This window comes from Pseudomonas oryzihabitans, assembly GCF_001518815.1.
GTDB classification, from domain to species: domain Bacteria; phylum Pseudomonadota; class Gammaproteobacteria; order Pseudomonadales; family Pseudomonadaceae; genus Chryseomonas; species Chryseomonas oryzihabitans_E.
This window is the reverse complement of record NZ_CP013987.1, coordinates 2,619,239-2,634,558: the sequence shown is the minus strand read 5'-3', so window position 1 is coordinate 2,634,558 and position 15,320 is coordinate 2,619,239. Positions and strand designations below refer to the sequence as shown.

Below are 15,320 nucleotides of genomic sequence, written 5' to 3'. Positions count from 1 at the left end.
CTCTGACTCGCGCCGCCGTCCTGTCCCTCGCCGCGCTGGCCGCCCCCATCACCCATGCCACCGAGAAGGGCATGCCGACCACGGCGGCCGGGGTGCAGGACTTCGGGGCCGGCTTCATGCCGCCGACGACGCCCTTCGGCACGGTCGGCATGCGCATCAGCGACTACCAGGCGCGGGTGATCAGGGACAGCCACGGCAAGGACAATGGCAATGACTTCAACATCAACGTCCTGGCCATCGGCCTGGCCTATCTGCGCATGACCGACCAGCAGCTGCTCGGCGCGCGCTACGGCTTTGGCGCGGTCTCGGTGTTCTTTCGCATGGACGCCGACCTCGGCATCGACGCGGGCGGGCAGCGGGTATTCAGCGACAGCGCCGAGCTGTTCCGCCCGGCGGACGTGCAACTGATCCCCTTGATCCTCGACTGGCGGCCGGCGCCAGGGGTGGGGATCAATACCCAGCTGTTCATCCAGGCGCCCACCGGCGACTACGACAAGGACCGCCTGGTCAGCCCCGGCACCAACCACTGGACGGTTTCGCCGATCCTCAACGCCAGCTACATCAGCCCGAGCGGCCTGGAGCTGTCGTCCAGCTTCCAGCTCGACATCAATGCGCGCAACGCGGCCACCGACTACCGCAGCGGGGTGGAGTATCGCCACGAGTTCGCCGTGGGCCAGCATGTCGGCGACTGGACCCTGGGCCTGGGTGGCTACTATTACCGCCAGCTCAGTGACGACGACGCCCCGGGCCTGACCCGCGGCAATCGCGCACGGGTGCTGGCGCTGGGCCCGGCGGTAAGCTTCTTCCAGCCCACCTCGGGGTTGCCGGCCATCTGGCTGCACGCCTACAAGGAATTCGAGGCGCGCAACCGGGCGGAGGGCTATACCGTGGCGCTGCGCATCGGCGCCAGCTTCTAGCCGAGCATGTCGCGGACGCGGCTGATCAGGTGGTCGACGGCGAAGGGCTTGGTGAGGAGCTCCATGCCGGGATCCAGATGCCCGTTGCCGATGGCGGCGTTCTCCGCGTAGCCGGTGATGAACAGGGTCTTGAGACCGGGGCGCGACTGGCGTCCCGCTTCAGCCATCTGCCGACCGTTCATGCCGCCGGGCAGGCCGACGTCGGTGATCAGCAGGTCGAGGTGGACGTCCGACTGCAGGATCTTCAAGCCGGTCAGGCTGTCACCCGCCTCGATGACGGCATAGCCGAGGTCTTCGAGGATATCCATGACCAGCATCCGCACCGTCGGCTCGTCGTCGACGATGAGCACCGTTTCACCCTGGGCGGCGCCGGCTACGTCCAGGCGCGCCGCCAGGCCCTCGTCGGCCGGCATCTCGCCGAAGTAGCGCGGCAGGTAGATGCACAGGGTGGTGCCCTGGCCGACCTCGGAGTAGAGCCGCACCTGGCCGCCCGACTGGCGAGCGAAGCCATAGATCATCGACAGGCCCAGGCCGGTGCCCTGGCCGATGGGCTTGGTGGTGAAGAAGGGCTCGAACACCCGGGCGGCGACCTCGGGCGGGATGCCTACCCCGGTATCCGTCACGGACAGCGACAGGTACTGACCCTCCGGCAGGTCCTGGGCGCGGGCCGCCTCCCGATCCATCCAGCGGTTGGCGGTCTCGATGGTGATGCGGCCACCCTCGGGCATGGCGTCGCGGGCGTTGATACAGAGGTTGAGCAGCGAATTCTCCAGCTGGCTCGGGTCCACCAGTGCCGGCCACAGGGCGGCGGCGCCGACGGTTTCGACCTGGATGCCCGGGCCCACGGTGCGCTGGATGAGCTCGGTGAGGCCATTGATCAGCTGATTGACGTCGACCGGACGCGGCGCCAGGGTCTGCCGGCGGGAAAAGGCCAGCAGGCGGTGGGTGAGGGCGGCGGCGCGTTTGGCGGCACCCTGGGCGGCGACCAGATAGCGATCCAGGTCGCGCAGCCGGCCCTGGGCGATGCGCGTTTCCATCAACTCCAGGGCGCCGGAGATGCCGGCCAGCAGGTTGTTGAAGTCGTGAGCCAGGCCCCCCGTCAGTTGGCCGACGGCTTCCATCTTCTGCGACTGGCGCAGCTTTTCCTCGGCCTGCATCAGCTCGGCGGAGCGCTCGGCCACGCGGATCTCCAGGGTATCGTTGAGGGCGCGCAGGGCCGCCAGGGCCTTGTCGCGCTCTGCCTCGATGGCCCGGCGTTCCTCCACGTCGATGAGCACCCCGGGAAAGCGCAGCGGCGTCCCGTCGGCATCATGGTCGACCCGGCCGTTGGCCTCGATCCAGTAATAGTGGCCGTCAGCCCGGCGCACGCGGTATTGATGGGCAAAGGGGCCGCCCTGGGCGACGACCACCCCGATGGCACGGGCGAGGCCCTCCTTGTCGTCCGGGTGGACGTTGGTCACCACCTGGGTGAGATTCAGGCCGTCCAGACCTAGCTGCGGATCGAGCCCGAACACCGTGGCGAAGGCTTCGTCCACCGTGAAGCTGTCGCTGGGCAGGTCCCAGTGCCAGGTGCCGATGATGGCGCCAGCGGAGAGCGCCAGTTGCACCCGCTCGATGTTCTGGCGGGCCAGGGCCTCGCTGATGCGCAGGCGCTCCTGGGCATTGCGCCGCTCGGTGACGTCACTGAACAGGATGGCGATCTGGCGCTCGTCCGGGTCGCCCACCCGCACGGCGCGCACGTCGAACCAGCGCTCGAAGGTGTTGGCATAGTTCTCGAAGGTCGCCGGCTCGCCAGTCTTGGCCACGTGGCCATAGGTATCGAACCAGAATCGCTCCAGGTTGGGCGCGAATTCAGTGACCCATTTGCCCCGCAGGTTGACGCCGGCCTGGAGTTCGAATGCCGGGTTGGCTTCGAGGAAACGGTAGTCGATGGGCTTGTCGTCGGCATCGAACTTGACCTGGATGATGGCGAAGGCCGAGCCGATGGTCTCGATGATGGCGCGAAAGCGTTCCTCGCTCTTGCGCAGCGCGGTCTGCGCCGATTGCAGCTGACTCATGTCCAGCATGGCGCCGATCATGCGCGTGGGGCGCCCGTAGGTATCGCGGATCACCCGGCCGCGGTCGAACACCAGGGCATAGGAGCCATCGGCCCGCAGGAAGCGATACTCGTCGGTCCACACCACGCCATCGCCGTCGATCACGCCATGGATGGACGCATCGATCCGCGCGCGATCATCCGGATGGATCTGCTCGAGCCACCAGGTCCCAGTGGATGCTAGGTGCTCCGGTAGATGGCCATAGGCGGCGGTCAGGGCTTCGTTCCAACGAATCTGGCCCGAGCTGAAGTCCCAGTCCCAGATGGCGTCGTTGGTCGCTTCGGCGACCAGCCGGTAGCGCTCCTGGGTTTCCTTGAGCGCCTGGCCCGCCAGGTGTTCGACGGTGCGGTCGCGCAGGATCTTGACGAAGCCGAGTGGCTCACCGTCGTCATCGGTGAGGGCCATCATCTCGCCGGAGGCCCAGAAGCGCTGGCCGTCCTTGCGCAGGTGCCAGCGTTCGTCCAAGGCACTGCCGTCACGCAGGGCCTTGGCCATCTCGTACTCGGCACGATGGTTGGCGCAGTCTTCGGGCGTGAAGAAGCGCGAGGCGTCCTGGCCGATCATTTCTTCGGCGGTCCAGCCCATGACCTGTTCGGCACCCGGATTCCAGTCGGTGATGCGGCCGTCGCGATCGCTGACCACGATGGCGAACTGAGTCGTGCTCTCCAACACCGCCCGGCTGCGGGCCTTGCTGAGGCGGCCGCGCTCGTCCCTTGGCGAGGCAGGTGTGGAATTGGCCTGCAGCGCCTCGCGTAGGCGGAGCACTTCAGCTTCCAGCTTTTCGCGGGTCAGCGTGGCCAGGGGTACCTCATTCATCGCGCTGGGGACCTCTCGGAATTCATTGACGGGGCGTTCGACCATACAAACGGCGCAGTGTGGCCGCACGGCGCGGAGCGGAAAAGCCCTTGCCGCTGATCGGCGGTTTGCTGGGGTACCGATCTCCCTGGAGGACCTGGTCGAAGGGGGCAGGGCAGCGAAGCGGCTAACTGGCTTAAATATCAGCGCTAGAGCCGTGCGAGTGGCGGAAACCGTCTGGTTGCGCCGACCTGGCCGAAAGGAGCCGCGTGGCGTCCCTCTGCGCCGTGGCGACCAGACGTACGGTGCCTGGCCTGGAACCCGGTCGCCACCCCGGCTCTCTACGAAGGCACGGGGCAGTCGTCACGACCGTCAAGGACCCCGCAGCCCCCTTACTCAGGAGCACCACCCGCATGGCCACCGAATCCTCTTCCGCACCGGCGGCGCTGCGCCGCGCCATCACCCTGCCGATGCTGCTGTTCTTCATCCTCGGCGATGTGCTGGGGGCGGGCGTCTACGCCCTGGCCGGCACCATCGCCGGACGGGTTGGCGGGGCCATCTGGGCGCCGCTGTTGATCGCCCTGCTGTTCGCGCTGCTCACCGCCGCCTCCTATGCCGAACTGGTCACCAAGTATCCCAAGGCGGGTGGGGCCGCGGTGTTCGCTGAACGAGCCTTCGGGCGGCCGTGGCTATCCTTCCTGGTGGGTTTCTCGATGCTGGCCGCCGGGGTCACCAGCGCCGCGGGGTTAGCGGTGGCCTTTGCCGGTGGCTATCTGCAGGCACTGGTGCCCTGGCCCGCCAGCTGGGTCTGCCTGGGCTTCCTGCTGCTGATAGGCCTGCTCAATGCCCGCGGCATCAAGGAGTCGCTGTCGGTCAACCTGGTGATGACCCTGATCGAGCTGTCAGGCCTGGTGATCGTCGTCGCGGCGGCGGCCTGGTTCGTCGCCCAGGGGCAGGCCGAGCCTGCGCGCCTGCTGGAAGTGGATGCGCCTTCCGCCACCGTGGCCATTCTCAGTGCGTCGCTGTTGGCCTTTTATTCCTTCGTCGGTTTCGAGACCTCGGCCAACCTGGCTGAAGAGGTGCGGGACGTGAGTCGCGTCTATCCGCGTGCCCTGTTCGGCGCCCTGATCATCGCCGGCATCGTCTACCTGCTGGTAGGGGCAGGCGCCGCCCTGGTGCTGCCGGTTGACCAGCTCAAGGCGTCGGGCGCGCCGCTGATGGACGTGCTCGGTGCCTCGGGCCTAGGCGTGCCGACCCGGCTGTTCGCGGTCATCGCCTTGATCGCGGTGGCCAACGGCGCCCTGCTGACCATGATCATGGCCAGCCGCCTGGCCTATGGCATGGCTCGCCAGGGGCTGCTGCCCGGGGTACTCGGGCAGGTGCTGCCGCGCCGGCAGACGCCTGGCGTGGCCATCCTCGCCACGACGGCGGTGGCCATCGCCCTGACCTACACCAGCACCCTGGACGTGCTGGCCGAAACCGTGGTGCTGCTGCTTCTGGTGGTATTCATCAGCACCAACCTGGCGGTACTGGTGCTCAAGCGCGATCGCGTCGAGCATCCGCATTTCCGGGTGCACTGGGTCTTTCCGGTGCTGGCCCTGGCTTCTTGTGTGCTACTGATCGCCCAGCAGGGCGCGGCGACCTGGCTGCGTGCCGGCGTCCTGCTGCTGGTCGGCGGCGTGCTCTATGGCCTGACCCGGCTGGCCGGAACGCGTCGGGTCGCGGCCTGAGGTCCGCGGACTTTCAGGCGATCAGGAGGCAACCAGCTCATAGAGCGTCTGCATGTCGGCGGGCTTGGTCAGATGATGATCGAAGCCCGCGGCCAGGGCATCGGCCTTGTCCTGCGCCTGGCCCCAGCCGGTCATGGCGATCAGCTTGACCGCCTGCCCCGCGGCGGTCTCGCGGATCGCCCGGGCCAGTTGATGACCGGTCAGGCCCGGCATACCGATGTCGGAGATGACGATGTCGGGGTTGTAACTCTGGAAGCTGTCCAGGGCCTGCTGACCGTCGTAGGCGATTCGCACCTGATGACCGTCCAGCTCCAGCAGTTCGGCGATGGTATTGGCGATGTCGGGGTTGTCGTCCGCGACCAGAATCCGGCGAACGACTGGGGCCGCGGGCTCCAACTCGGGCGCTGCCGGCAGGGCGGACGGCGGCGCGACCGTGACCGGCAGGGTCACGGTGAAGCGGCTGCCTTGGCCGAGTCCGGCGCTGTCGGCGGTGATGTCGCCCCCCTGTAGCCGCGCCAGTTCCCGGGAAAGCGCCAGGCCGATGCCCAGCCCCGGCGAGCGCTCCGTCAGGCGCGGATCGACCTGGCCGAACATCTGGAACAGGGCGTCCAGGCGCTCAGGCGCTATGCCGATGCCGTTGTCGGCGATCTCCACCCGGACCCCGTCGGCGCGCTCCAAGACGGCCAGGCTGATCTGCCCAGCCACCGGCGTATAGCGAGCCGCATTGCCCAGCAGGTTCAGGAAGATTTGCTCCAGGCGCAGTGGATCGGCATAGAGCCAGATGGGCGCCTCGGGCAGTTGCAGGTCGAAGGCCTGCCCCCGCTCCTGAAACAGGGGCAGCGCCGCATCCGCGCTCGCGTCGAGAACCGATTGGAGGGTGATGAACTCCTGGTGCAAGGTGATCCGGCCAAAGGTGAGGCGGGAGATGTCCAGCAGGTCGTTGAGCAGGGCGCCCATGCGCTCCACCTGCCGATCGATGGTCTGACAGCTGCGACGCTGTTGTTCCGGCGAGGCGGCCGGGGACGCGATCAGCGCCGCCGCATGGCGAATCGGCGCCAGCGGGTTGCGCAGCTCGTGGGCGAGGATGGCGAGGAATTCGTCCTTTTGCCGATCGATGTCCCTCAGCGCCTGTTCCTGCTGCTTGCGCGTACTGATGTCGAGGAACCAGACGGCCACGTTGCCATCGAACGGCGTCGCGCTGACCTGTAGCCAGCTGCTGGTACCCGCGACGTCAGGGCCCTGCACCTCGGTGGACCAGGTCGTGTCGCTGCCCAGTCGTTCCTGACAGAGCTGCAGGATGCTGGCGCTGGCCCATGTCAGGCTGCCGTGGGCCTCCGGCTGAGCGAGACCCAGGGTCGCTGCGCCGATGGGATTAAGGTAGTCCCAGGCCAGGGTAGCCCCCGCCGTGGGCACGGCGATGCCAAAGCAGACCTGCGAACTCTCCAGGGCCACCCGCAGGCGTCGTTGGGATCGCTGCGCGGTTTCCTGGCTGCGCGCACGGTCGATCACCAGCACCGCCTTGGAGGCACAGAGATCGGCGAGACGCTGCTCGCGTGGCGTGGGTGCCCGGGCCGCCGGCAGGTGTACGGTGATGGCTCCAAGGGTGCCATGCAGGGTGCTGCGCAGGGGCACGGCATGCACGGCGGCGAAGCCCAGGCGGCGGCCGACGGTCGCCAGGGCGGCGAATTCGGTCGCGGCCGCGAGTTCGGCCACTACTCGGTCACCGCTGCGAATGGCAGCGCCACAGGCGCTGGCCTCGGGCGGCAGGGCGGCCAACTGCGCGTGGTCCTCGGCCGCGAAGCCTGCGGTGAAATACAGTTGCGGCGGCCTGCCGTCCTCGACCAGCGACACACAGCCGAAGGGCGTCTGATGAAAGCGGCACAGGATATCCAGGATCTCCTGCAACTGCTGCGGCAGCGAAGGGAGTTGCAGCAGGCGATGGTTCAGCCGCTGAAGGATCTCCAGATCGGCGACCTGCAGCTGCAGCTCCCCCTGACTCAGTTGCAGACCACGCAGGTAGTCGTCGCGCTCCTCTTCGATCAGCCGGCGCGCTTCGGCGGCGGCCAGCAGCGCCTCGCCTGCCAGCTGGACCTCCAGGACATCGCTGTCGGGCAGTACCGGTGGCAGGCGTTGACCCAGGGCCTCGGCCGCCTTCTGCAGTGCCTGCACCGGGCGGCTGATCCGCCGTGACAGTAGCAGGGCCACCGCCCAGGCGAAGGCCACCGACAGCACCAGCCCGCCGCCATAGAGAGCGAAGGAGCGGATGGCGGCTGCCGACACCTCTTCGGTCGGGATGGCCGTGGTCACGGTCCAGCCGGAATCGGGCAGGCGTACGAAGGCCGTGTAGACGTCATGGCCCTCCCGGGTACGAGAAATGCCGACCCCTTCGTCACCCGGTTGCGCCAGGATCTCTGTCAACCCCGGCAAGGCCCGCTGGCCGAGGGATTCTTCGTGCAAGGCCGTTCGCGCGATGCGAAGACCCTGGCGATCGAACACCGAACCGATCCAGTCTTTCGGCAGGGTGCGGGTCATCCGGGCCGCTCTGATGCTCTCAGGCGTCATCACGGCGGTCAGCACGAAGCTGAGCTGCCCGTCGCGGAGTACCGGTACCCGTATCGGAAAGGCGAACTGCCCGGCGGGTCCGCGGGCCAAATGGCCGATCACCGGCCGGCGCTGGGCGATCACCTCGGCAAAGCTGTCCGGTTCGGCCAGGGGGCCCCCAGGTGCCCGATTGTGGGCCGAGATCCGCCGCACGATCTGGCCGTCGGGAGCGGCGAGCAATACCGTCCGCCAGCCCGGGACCAGGGGCAATACCCGTCCGACCTGGGTGGCGAAGTCGTCGAGGTTCTCGTTCAGCAGGGGAGACTCGGCGAGCGCCTGCAGGATGGTCACGGAGCGGCGCAATTCGATTTCGATGGTGGTCGCCGCCTGGCGACTGGATTCCAGCGCCCGCTGCTCCGTTTCACGTTGCTGGTGCTGCACCAGCAGCCAGAGACCGAGGCCGGCCACCAGGGCCAGGGGCACGATTCCCGCGAGAGCGATCGCCAGCAGGCGGTTGCGCAAGGGGACCAGACGCTTGGGGCGAGCGATCGGCGGTGGCATGTCGGTTTCAATGGCGGAAAGTCGTCATTCTAGCCTGAGCACCGGTGGCGATTTGCCAGGAATGCACAGTGGTCGGGAAGCTGTCCGACCTCATGGAACCCGCGCCTGCTCTAGCATGCGGCTGGGACGGTGAATGCCGCTGATCGGCGATGGGTGGCGGTTCAGCTGGCGCCTGGGCCGCCGACCAGAAGGGGTGAACCTGCCTTTCCCTCTCGGAGTTGCGCCATGCGTACCCTGAAATTGTCGGCCCGCTCGGCCGTTTGCTTTGCCACCGTCACCCTGTTGCTGTTGGTGCTTGCTGCCACCTCGGCCCTGGGCCTGAATTCGCTGTACAACGCCGAACAGGACGTTGAAACCAACTGGATGGCCAGCATCGCCCAGACCGGCAAGATGGACACCCTGGTGCTCCGGTTGCGCCTGGAGACGCTGCGCATGGTGGCCTCTGAAGACCAGCAGATGAAACAGACCGCTGCCGCGACCATCGCCCAATCCCGCGGCGACCTGCAACAGGCAGTGGCGGACTATCAGGCGCTGGTTGCCTCGCCGGAAGAGCAGCACCTAGCTGACGCTGTTTCGACCGGGGTCAAGGCCTATGATGCGCGCTTGGATGAGATCCTCAGCATCGCCCGTACCCAACCCGCCAGCGCAGGCACCGTTTTCATCAACGCCAACATTCGCCCGCTGACCAACGACCTGCAAAACAAGATCGTGGCCCTGGGCGACTTCAACCAGCGCGGGGCCAAACAGGCCGGCGCACTGGCGACCCATACCTACAGCCGCAACCTCTGGCTGCTGGGCCTGATCTCGGCCGTGGCCGTGGCCCTGACCGTGGTGCTGGCCGTGCTCTATACCCGCAGCATCCTGCAACCGCTGCGCGAGGTACTCGGGATCAACCGCCGTATCGCCGAGGGTGACCTGCGGGTCGTTGCCGAGGTAAAGGGGCGCGACGAGATGGCCGAGCTGATGCAGGCTACGGTGCAGATGCAGCAGACCCTGCGCGATACCGTCAGCCACATCGGCGAGGCCTCGACGCAACTGGCCTCGGCGGCCGAAGAGATGAACGCGGTGACCGAAGAGGGCAGCCGCGGGCTGCAGCGGCAGAACAGCGAAGTGGAACAGGCGGCGACCGCGGTCAACGAGATGACCGCGGCTGTCGAAGAGGTGGCCCGCAATGCCGCCTCGGCCTCGACCTCGGCGCAGCAGTCGGAGCGGTCTACCGGTCTGGGCGCGGCGCGGGTCACCGAAACCGTCAACGCCATTCACTCGCTGACCGGCACCGTGTCCCATACCAGCGAGCAGATCGTCGCGCTGGCCGGGCAGGCCCAGGGTATCGCCACCGTGGTCGACGTGATCCGCGGGATCGCCGAGCAGACCAACCTGTTGGCGCTGAACGCGGCCATCGAGGCCGCCCGGGCGGGTGAACAGGGCCGCGGCTTCGCCGTGGTCGCCGATGAGGTACGCGCCCTGGCCCATAGGACTCAGGAATCCACCCGTGAAATCGAGCAGATGATCGGCGGTATCCAGAGCGGTTCGGAAGGAGCCGTCCAGGCCATGCAGCGCAGCCGCGACGAGGCGAACGCTACCCTGAAGATCGCCAATGAAGCAGGCGCCGCCCTGGAAGAGATCGCGCGCTCGATCACCGAGATCAACGAGCGCAACTTCCTCATCGCCACGGCGTCGGAAGAGCAGGCCCAGGTCGCCCGCTCAGTGGATCAGAACCTGGTCAGCATCCGTGACCTCTCGATCCAGACCTCGGCCGGTGCCCACCAGACCGCCGCGGCCGCTCACGAGGTCTCGCGCCTGGCGGTGGACATGAATCGCCTGGTTGGCCGCTTCTCGGTCTGATCCAGACGCAAAGGTGATGAAAGGCCCTGCCGAGAGCGTCTCGGCAGGGCCTTTTCGTTTCCGGGCGGCTGGCGGGCAGGGGCCGCAGGACCAACGGGCGGGAACCCATCCGGGGTGTGCCAGGGTCTGCAGCCAATACCCCAGGAGAGACGACCATGTACCTCGTCCAGTTGCTGCTACCCCTTAACGACAATGACGGCCAGCGCCTGCCGGGGGCGCTGTTTCAGGAGGTGCGCCAGGTGTTGGTCGAGCGCTTCGGCGGCCTAACGGCCTTCAGCCGGGCTCCGGTCGAAGGTCTGTGCCAGGACGAGGCGGATCAGGTCGAGGACGATGAGTTGCTGGTCTACGAAGTGATGACCGAGGCCCTGGATCGGGCCTGGTGGGACGGCTATCGCCGACAACTGGAAGTGGCCTTCCGGCAGCGCGAGATCCTGATCCGGGCCCAGCCCACGGAACGACTCTAGGCCTCGTCCAGCACGACCCGCGCGCGCCCAGCTCGCTTGGCCTGGTAAAGAGCGGCGTCCGCCCGGCGGATCAGCTCATGGACACTGAGGCTGCCATCGGTGCAGCGGGCGATGCCGATGGAGGAGGTGGTCCTCAAGGTGACGCCCTGGAGTTGCCAGGACTCCTGCAGGGCGCGGCACAGGCGCTCGGCCATGGACAGGGCGGCAGCGGGCGAGGTATCGCGCAGGAAGACGATGAATTCGTCACCGCCGATGCGGCCGAGCAGATCCCCCTGACGCAGGCAGGCGGTCACCCGGGCGACGAAGGCCACCAGTAGCAGATCGCCGAACTCGTGGCCGAATTCGTCGTTGATGGCCTTGAAGCAGTCGAGGTCCAGGTAGAAGAGGGCACAGGGGCTGTTGGCATCACTGGCTCTATGGCGCGCGATCTGGTCGAGAATGCTACGTCGGTTGGCCACCCCGGTCAGGGCATCCAGATAGGCCAGGGACTTGTAGCGACTTTCACTCTCCTGCAGGGCTGTCTCGGCCAGTTTGCGCTCGGTGACGTTGCGACTGACGATGGTCAGCAGCCGGCGCTCGCCCTGGGTGTCGAAGTGCGGGGTCTTGACCACCTCCCAGGTATTGATACGTCCATCGGGACCTATGAAGGACTTTTCGACCAATGTCGGCGCCGCGTTCTGCCAGGCGAGTTCATCGGTCCGGATGTTGTAGACGAACGCCTCGGCAAAGGCGGGAAAGCGCTCGATCAACTCGGCGTCGGTGACGCCGACGTAGTCGAAGCCAACCATGGCATAGGCTTCGAGCACGATGCGGTTGACGAACAGCCAGCGCCCCTGGCCGTCCTTGGCGACGATGAACTCCTGAATCGAATCGAGTAGGGCGCGAAGATCGACGTCGGAATTGGCAGGGGACATGGGCAGGGCCTGGAGGTCGTACGAATTGTCAGGCTATCGGCCTGGTACGGCAGGAACTGAGGTCTGTCGTCCGGTCACCCGTCGCCGCGTTGTGGGTGAAAGCAGGGCAGGTCAGCCGATTGGGGCGTTCGCCGACGAATGGCAGGCCGGGCAAGCGTAGGCGTTTGACGGCTTCAAGCGAGACGGCCGGCCCGCATGCCCGGGCCGGTCGGAACCAAGCTGGGGCCTGCAGGCCGAATAGGGTATTCATCAGCTGCCAGATGTGCCCTCTATGCAGACCACTACAAGAGCCGTAACCGGCCAGCGCCCTGGGTCGACTCCCGTCGCCCTGGAACCCGCCAAGTCGCTCTATCGCGAGCTGCTGGTGGAAAAACCCAGCGGTGTTGCGCGGGAGCAGGCGCGGCACTATCTCGATGACCAGCTGCAGGCCGTAAGTGCCATGAAGGCCGACCTCCCGGCGGATCCCGACACGCTGGAAGCCTGGGTGCTGGAGAACAACGCCCGGGTTGGCGCCCAGTACCAGGACTATCTGGCGGCCCGCAAGGCTGGTGCGCCGCGACGCTATTTTGGCAGCAAGGCCCATGCGCTGTACTTCCTGCGTGGCGTGGCGCCTACCAAGCTGGTCGATGGCGCCTGGCTCTATGGCACGCTCGCCCACTGGGACGACCTGCGCTATCGCGCGGCCATCCAGATCTATCTCGAAGAACTGGGTGACGGTCAGCCCGACAAGAATCATGTGGTGCTCTATCGCAAGCTGCTGGCCAGCCACGGCTGTGAAGATTTCTCGCAGCTGAGCGACGACCACTATGTCCAGGGCGCGATCCAGCTGGCCCTGGCCTACCACGCCGATCACTACCTGCCCGAGGTGCTCGGTTTCAATCTGGGTTACGAGCAGCTGCCCTTGCACCTGCTGATCACCTCCTACGAGCTCAACGAACTGGGTATCGACCCCTATTACTTCACCCTGCACGTTACCGTCGACAATGCCGGCACCGGTCATGCGCGCAAGGCGCTGCAGGCGGTGCACGATGCCATGCCTGCCGAAGGCCGCACCGCCTTCTACCAGCGAGTGGTGCAGGGCTATTTGCTCAATGAGCTGGGCGCCGGCACCACGTCGGTGATCGGCAGCTTCGATCTGGAGCAGGCGGTGATCGAGGTGCTGGCGGAAAAGAGTACCGTTGGCCGCTATGTGCACTCGGACTATTGCCGCATCGGTGGTCGCAGTGTCAGCGACTGGTTGACCGATCCCTCGCAGATTCCCGATTTCCTTCAGGTCATGCAGGAGCAGGGCTGGATCAAGCGTCATGAAGATCCGGCCAACAGTCGTTTCTGGCGGCTGATCCAGGGGGAGCGCGCCGAGATGTTCGGCGTCTTCACTGCCTACGAGCAACAGCTGATCCACGACTGGATCGCTGGCGACTTCGTGCACAGCGGCGCCCGGAACCAGGCTGCCGCCGAGCGGGTGGCGGTACTGCCACGCCGGGAGGTGAGCTTTCGCGCTCGCCAGCGTCAGCAGGAGCGCCTGTGCCCGGCGCTGGAAGCCGAGCAGAGCACGGCGGCCAATGCGAGCAAGGCCCAGGCGAGCGACTTCGATAGCGATGAGGTCGCGCTGGAGCAGCGTCTGGCCAGCCAGCCCAGCCGCGCGGCCGCCATGGGCCTGCTGGTGGAGCAGCTGTCACCGGCACGCCATCACAGCCGCGCCGGCCTGCTGGCGACGCGGCTGTTCGTCTCCCTGTTGGGCTGACCCTATTCAAGGACCCTCGCGGGTCCTTTTTCATTTCGACTGTCATTGAAGGAACCGCCCGTGACGGCCATGGAACATCCCGAACGTACCGCGACCAGCCCTGACGCGGCCGCTGTCCTGAAACTCCTGATCGAGACACTCCGAGCAGCGGACTATCACTTCATTACGCCCACTCCGGCCTCCCATGCGCGGGTCAATGCCCGGCCAGGTAATGCCTGGGCACAGGATCTGCAGGGCATCTTCGGCTGGAGCCGGCCGTTTTCCCCCGAGCTGCTGCCCGGTTCTTTGATCGACACCCTGGCGGCGGCCAAGCTGCTGACCGCGGTGCCGGGTGGCTGGCGCAGCCGGGTGCGGGTATCGAGCCTGGGCGACCAGCTGTTCGTGCATTCCGCCTATCCCACCGAGGACGCCGATGCGGTGTTCTTCGGCCCCGACACCTATCGCTATGCCAATGCCCTCGAAGCCCAGCTGCGCTTCGACACCGCTGACATCCGCCGCGCCGTGGACATCGGCAGCGGTGCCGGTCCGGGTGCCATCCTGGTCGCCCTGGCGCGGCCCGATGCCGAGGTGCTCGCCGTGGACATCAACGAGCGCGCCCTGGCGCTGACCCGGACCAACGCCGAGCTGGCCGGTGCCGACAATGTCAGCGCGTGCTACAGCAACCTGCTGAACGATGTGGCGGGCAACTTCGATTTCATCCTGTCCAATCCCCCTTATCTGGTCGATCCCGGTGAGCGCGCCTATCGCCATGGCGGCGGTCCCCTCGGGGCTGGCCTGTCCCTGGCCATCCTCGACACCGCGCTGCAGCGCCTGGCACCGGGCGGCACCTTGCTGCTCTATACCGGCGTCGCCATGGTCGACGGTCGAGATCCTTTTCTCGAAGAAGTCCGCACCCGCCTGGACGGCCAGGACATGGCCTGGCGCTATCGCGAACTGGATCCGGATGTCTTCGGTGAAGAGCTGGAGGCAGGGGTCTATGCCCATACCGATCGCATCGCCGCCGTCGTCCTGACCGTGACCCGGCCGCGCTGAAGGCGCACGGGAGCGGCTATACGGGCGGGCCCCTTTCACCGCCCGCTCGTGTCTAGGAGTCGACCATGCAATTGCTGCTGAACCAGACCTCGCCCTATGCCCGCTCCGCGCGCGTCACCGCCCTCGAAGCCGGCTTTGGCGAGCGACTGGCACTGGTATGGAGCGACCCCTGGAACGAAGACGCGCAGCTGTTGGCCGCCAACCCGGCCAACAAGGTGCCGGTGCTGATCACCGACGAGGGTATCGCCCTCAGTGAGACTCTGCTGATCTGCGTCCATTTGCACCAGCTGGGCGGCGGTGCCGCGCTTGCGGCCGAACGCCTGCAACTGGCCGGCCTTGGCCAGGGCCTGATCGACGCGGCCTTCGGCACCGTCATCGCCCGCAAGCATGGCGGTGCGGGCCAGGATGGGTCCGTGCTCGGCGCACGGCGGCTGGCAGCCATCGAACGCCTGCTGGCGCGCCTGGAAGAACATTCGGAGCGTAACGCGGAAGACCTCGATTTCAGCCATTACCTCGTAGCCGTCGGCCTGGACTACCTGAGCTTTCGCCTGCCGGAGATCGACTGGTCGGGCCGCACGCGGCTGGTGGCCTTTCATCGGCGGCTCATGGCGCGCCCCAGCTTTGCCGCGACGACCTTCCAGTAAGGCGTAAAAGCCCACGCGGCGGCCCCCGCCGACCGCG

10 protein-coding genes are annotated in these 15,320 nt (G+C 66.9%); 7 read left to right on the top strand and 3 right to left on the bottom strand.

All coding sequences use genetic code 11. The features are described 5' to 3' along the window. Window positions 1-71 precede the first annotated feature (71 nt). The gene (locus APT59_RS12195) at window positions 72-917 is read left to right on the top strand and encodes a SphA family protein (RefSeq protein ID WP_420480517.1); all 846 of its coding nucleotides are present in this window, start codon (window positions 72-74) and stop codon (window positions 915-917) included. On the opposite strand, the gene APT59_RS12190 is transcribed toward APT59_RS12195, so the two are convergent. Beyond that, complete coding sequence (locus tag APT59_RS12190; protein ID WP_082696342.1) at window positions 914-3,829, bottom strand: PAS domain-containing protein; 2,916 nt, start codon at window positions 3,827-3,829, stop codon at window positions 914-916. The genes APT59_RS12195 and APT59_RS12190 overlap by 4 nt on opposite strands. Window positions 3,830-4,221: 392 nt before the next feature. Here APT59_RS12190 and APT59_RS12185 point away from each other — a divergent pair, with 392 nt between their 5' ends. Further along, a complete protein-coding gene (locus APT59_RS12185; protein ID WP_059315085.1) occupies window positions 4,222-5,538 on the top strand; it encodes an APC family permease in 1,317 nt (438 codons plus the stop codon). 21 nt (window positions 5,539-5,559) lie between these two features. Here the strand turns inward: APT59_RS12185 and APT59_RS12180 are convergent, their stop codons facing one another. Beyond that, window positions 5,560-8,640 (bottom strand): response regulator, encoded by a 3,081-nt coding sequence (locus APT59_RS12180; protein WP_059315084.1) that lies wholly within the window; start codon window positions 8,638-8,640, stop codon window positions 5,560-5,562. 225 nt (window positions 8,641-8,865) lie between these two features. Between APT59_RS12180 and APT59_RS12175 the strand changes: the two genes are divergently transcribed. Together APT59_RS12175 and APT59_RS12170 are read left to right on the top strand one after the other, a co-directional pair. Then, complete coding sequence (locus APT59_RS12175; RefSeq protein ID WP_059315083.1) at window positions 8,866-10,485, top strand: methyl-accepting chemotaxis protein; 1,620 nt, start codon at window positions 8,866-8,868, stop codon at window positions 10,483-10,485. 155 nt (window positions 10,486-10,640) lie between these two features. Continuing rightward, a complete protein-coding gene (locus tag APT59_RS12170) occupies window positions 10,641-10,949 on the top strand; it encodes a hypothetical protein (RefSeq protein ID WP_059315082.1) in 309 nt (102 codons plus the stop codon). On the opposite strand, the gene APT59_RS12165 is transcribed toward APT59_RS12170, so the two are convergent. Continuing rightward, window positions 10,946-11,863, bottom strand: a complete 918-nt coding sequence (locus APT59_RS12165) for a sensor domain-containing diguanylate cyclase (protein ID WP_059315081.1) — start codon at window positions 11,861-11,863, stop codon at window positions 10,946-10,948. The genes APT59_RS12170 and APT59_RS12165 overlap by 4 nt on opposite strands. 271 nt (window positions 11,864-12,134) lie before the next feature. Between APT59_RS12165 and APT59_RS12160 the strand changes: the two genes are divergently transcribed. From APT59_RS12160 to APT59_RS12150, 3 genes are all read left to right on the top strand, one after another. Further along, window positions 12,135-13,607 carry an iron-containing redox enzyme family protein gene (locus APT59_RS12160; RefSeq protein ID WP_059315080.1) on the top strand — a complete coding sequence of 491 codons (1,473 nt, stop codon included), beginning with the start codon at window positions 12,135-12,137 and terminating at the stop codon, window positions 13,605-13,607. 69 nt (window positions 13,608-13,676) lie between these two features. Then, window positions 13,677-14,639, top strand: coding sequence for a methyltransferase (locus APT59_RS12155; RefSeq protein ID WP_059316891.1), 963 nt, complete (start codon window positions 13,677-13,679; stop codon window positions 14,637-14,639). Window positions 14,640-14,704: 65 nt separating this feature from the next. Next, window positions 14,705-15,283, top strand: coding sequence for a glutathione S-transferase family protein (locus tag APT59_RS12150; RefSeq protein WP_059315079.1), 579 nt, complete (start codon window positions 14,705-14,707; stop codon window positions 15,281-15,283). The last annotated feature ends 37 nt before the right edge of the window (window positions 15,284-15,320 follow it).

Bases quoted from the DNA above. Each gene is read 5' to 3' on its own strand.
- APT59_RS12195 (WP_420480517.1), top strand. From the start codon at position 72: ATGCCGACCACGGCGGCCGGGGTGCAGGACTTCGGGGCCGGCTTCATG.
- APT59_RS12190 (WP_082696342.1), bottom strand. From the start codon at position 3,829: ATGAATGAGGTACCCCTGGCCACGCTGACCCGCGAAAAGCTGGAAGCT.
- APT59_RS12185 (WP_059315085.1), top strand. From the start codon at position 4,222: ATGGCCACCGAATCCTCTTCCGCACCGGCGGCGCTGCGCCGCGCCATC.
- APT59_RS12180 (WP_059315084.1), bottom strand. From the start codon at position 8,640: ATGCCACCGCCGATCGCTCGCCCCAAGCGTCTGGTCCCCTTGCGCAAC.
- APT59_RS12175 (WP_059315083.1), top strand. From the start codon at position 8,866: ATGCGTACCCTGAAATTGTCGGCCCGCTCGGCCGTTTGCTTTGCCACC.
- APT59_RS12170 (WP_059315082.1), top strand. From the start codon at position 10,641: ATGTACCTCGTCCAGTTGCTGCTACCCCTTAACGACAATGACGGCCAG.
- APT59_RS12165 (WP_059315081.1), bottom strand. From the start codon at position 11,863: ATGTCCCCTGCCAATTCCGACGTCGATCTTCGCGCCCTACTCGATTCG.
- APT59_RS12160 (WP_059315080.1), top strand. From the start codon at position 12,135: ATGCAGACCACTACAAGAGCCGTAACCGGCCAGCGCCCTGGGTCGACT.
- APT59_RS12155 (WP_059316891.1), top strand. From the start codon at position 13,677: ATGGAACATCCCGAACGTACCGCGACCAGCCCTGACGCGGCCGCTGTC.
- APT59_RS12150 (WP_059315079.1), top strand. From the start codon at position 14,705: ATGCAATTGCTGCTGAACCAGACCTCGCCCTATGCCCGCTCCGCGCGC.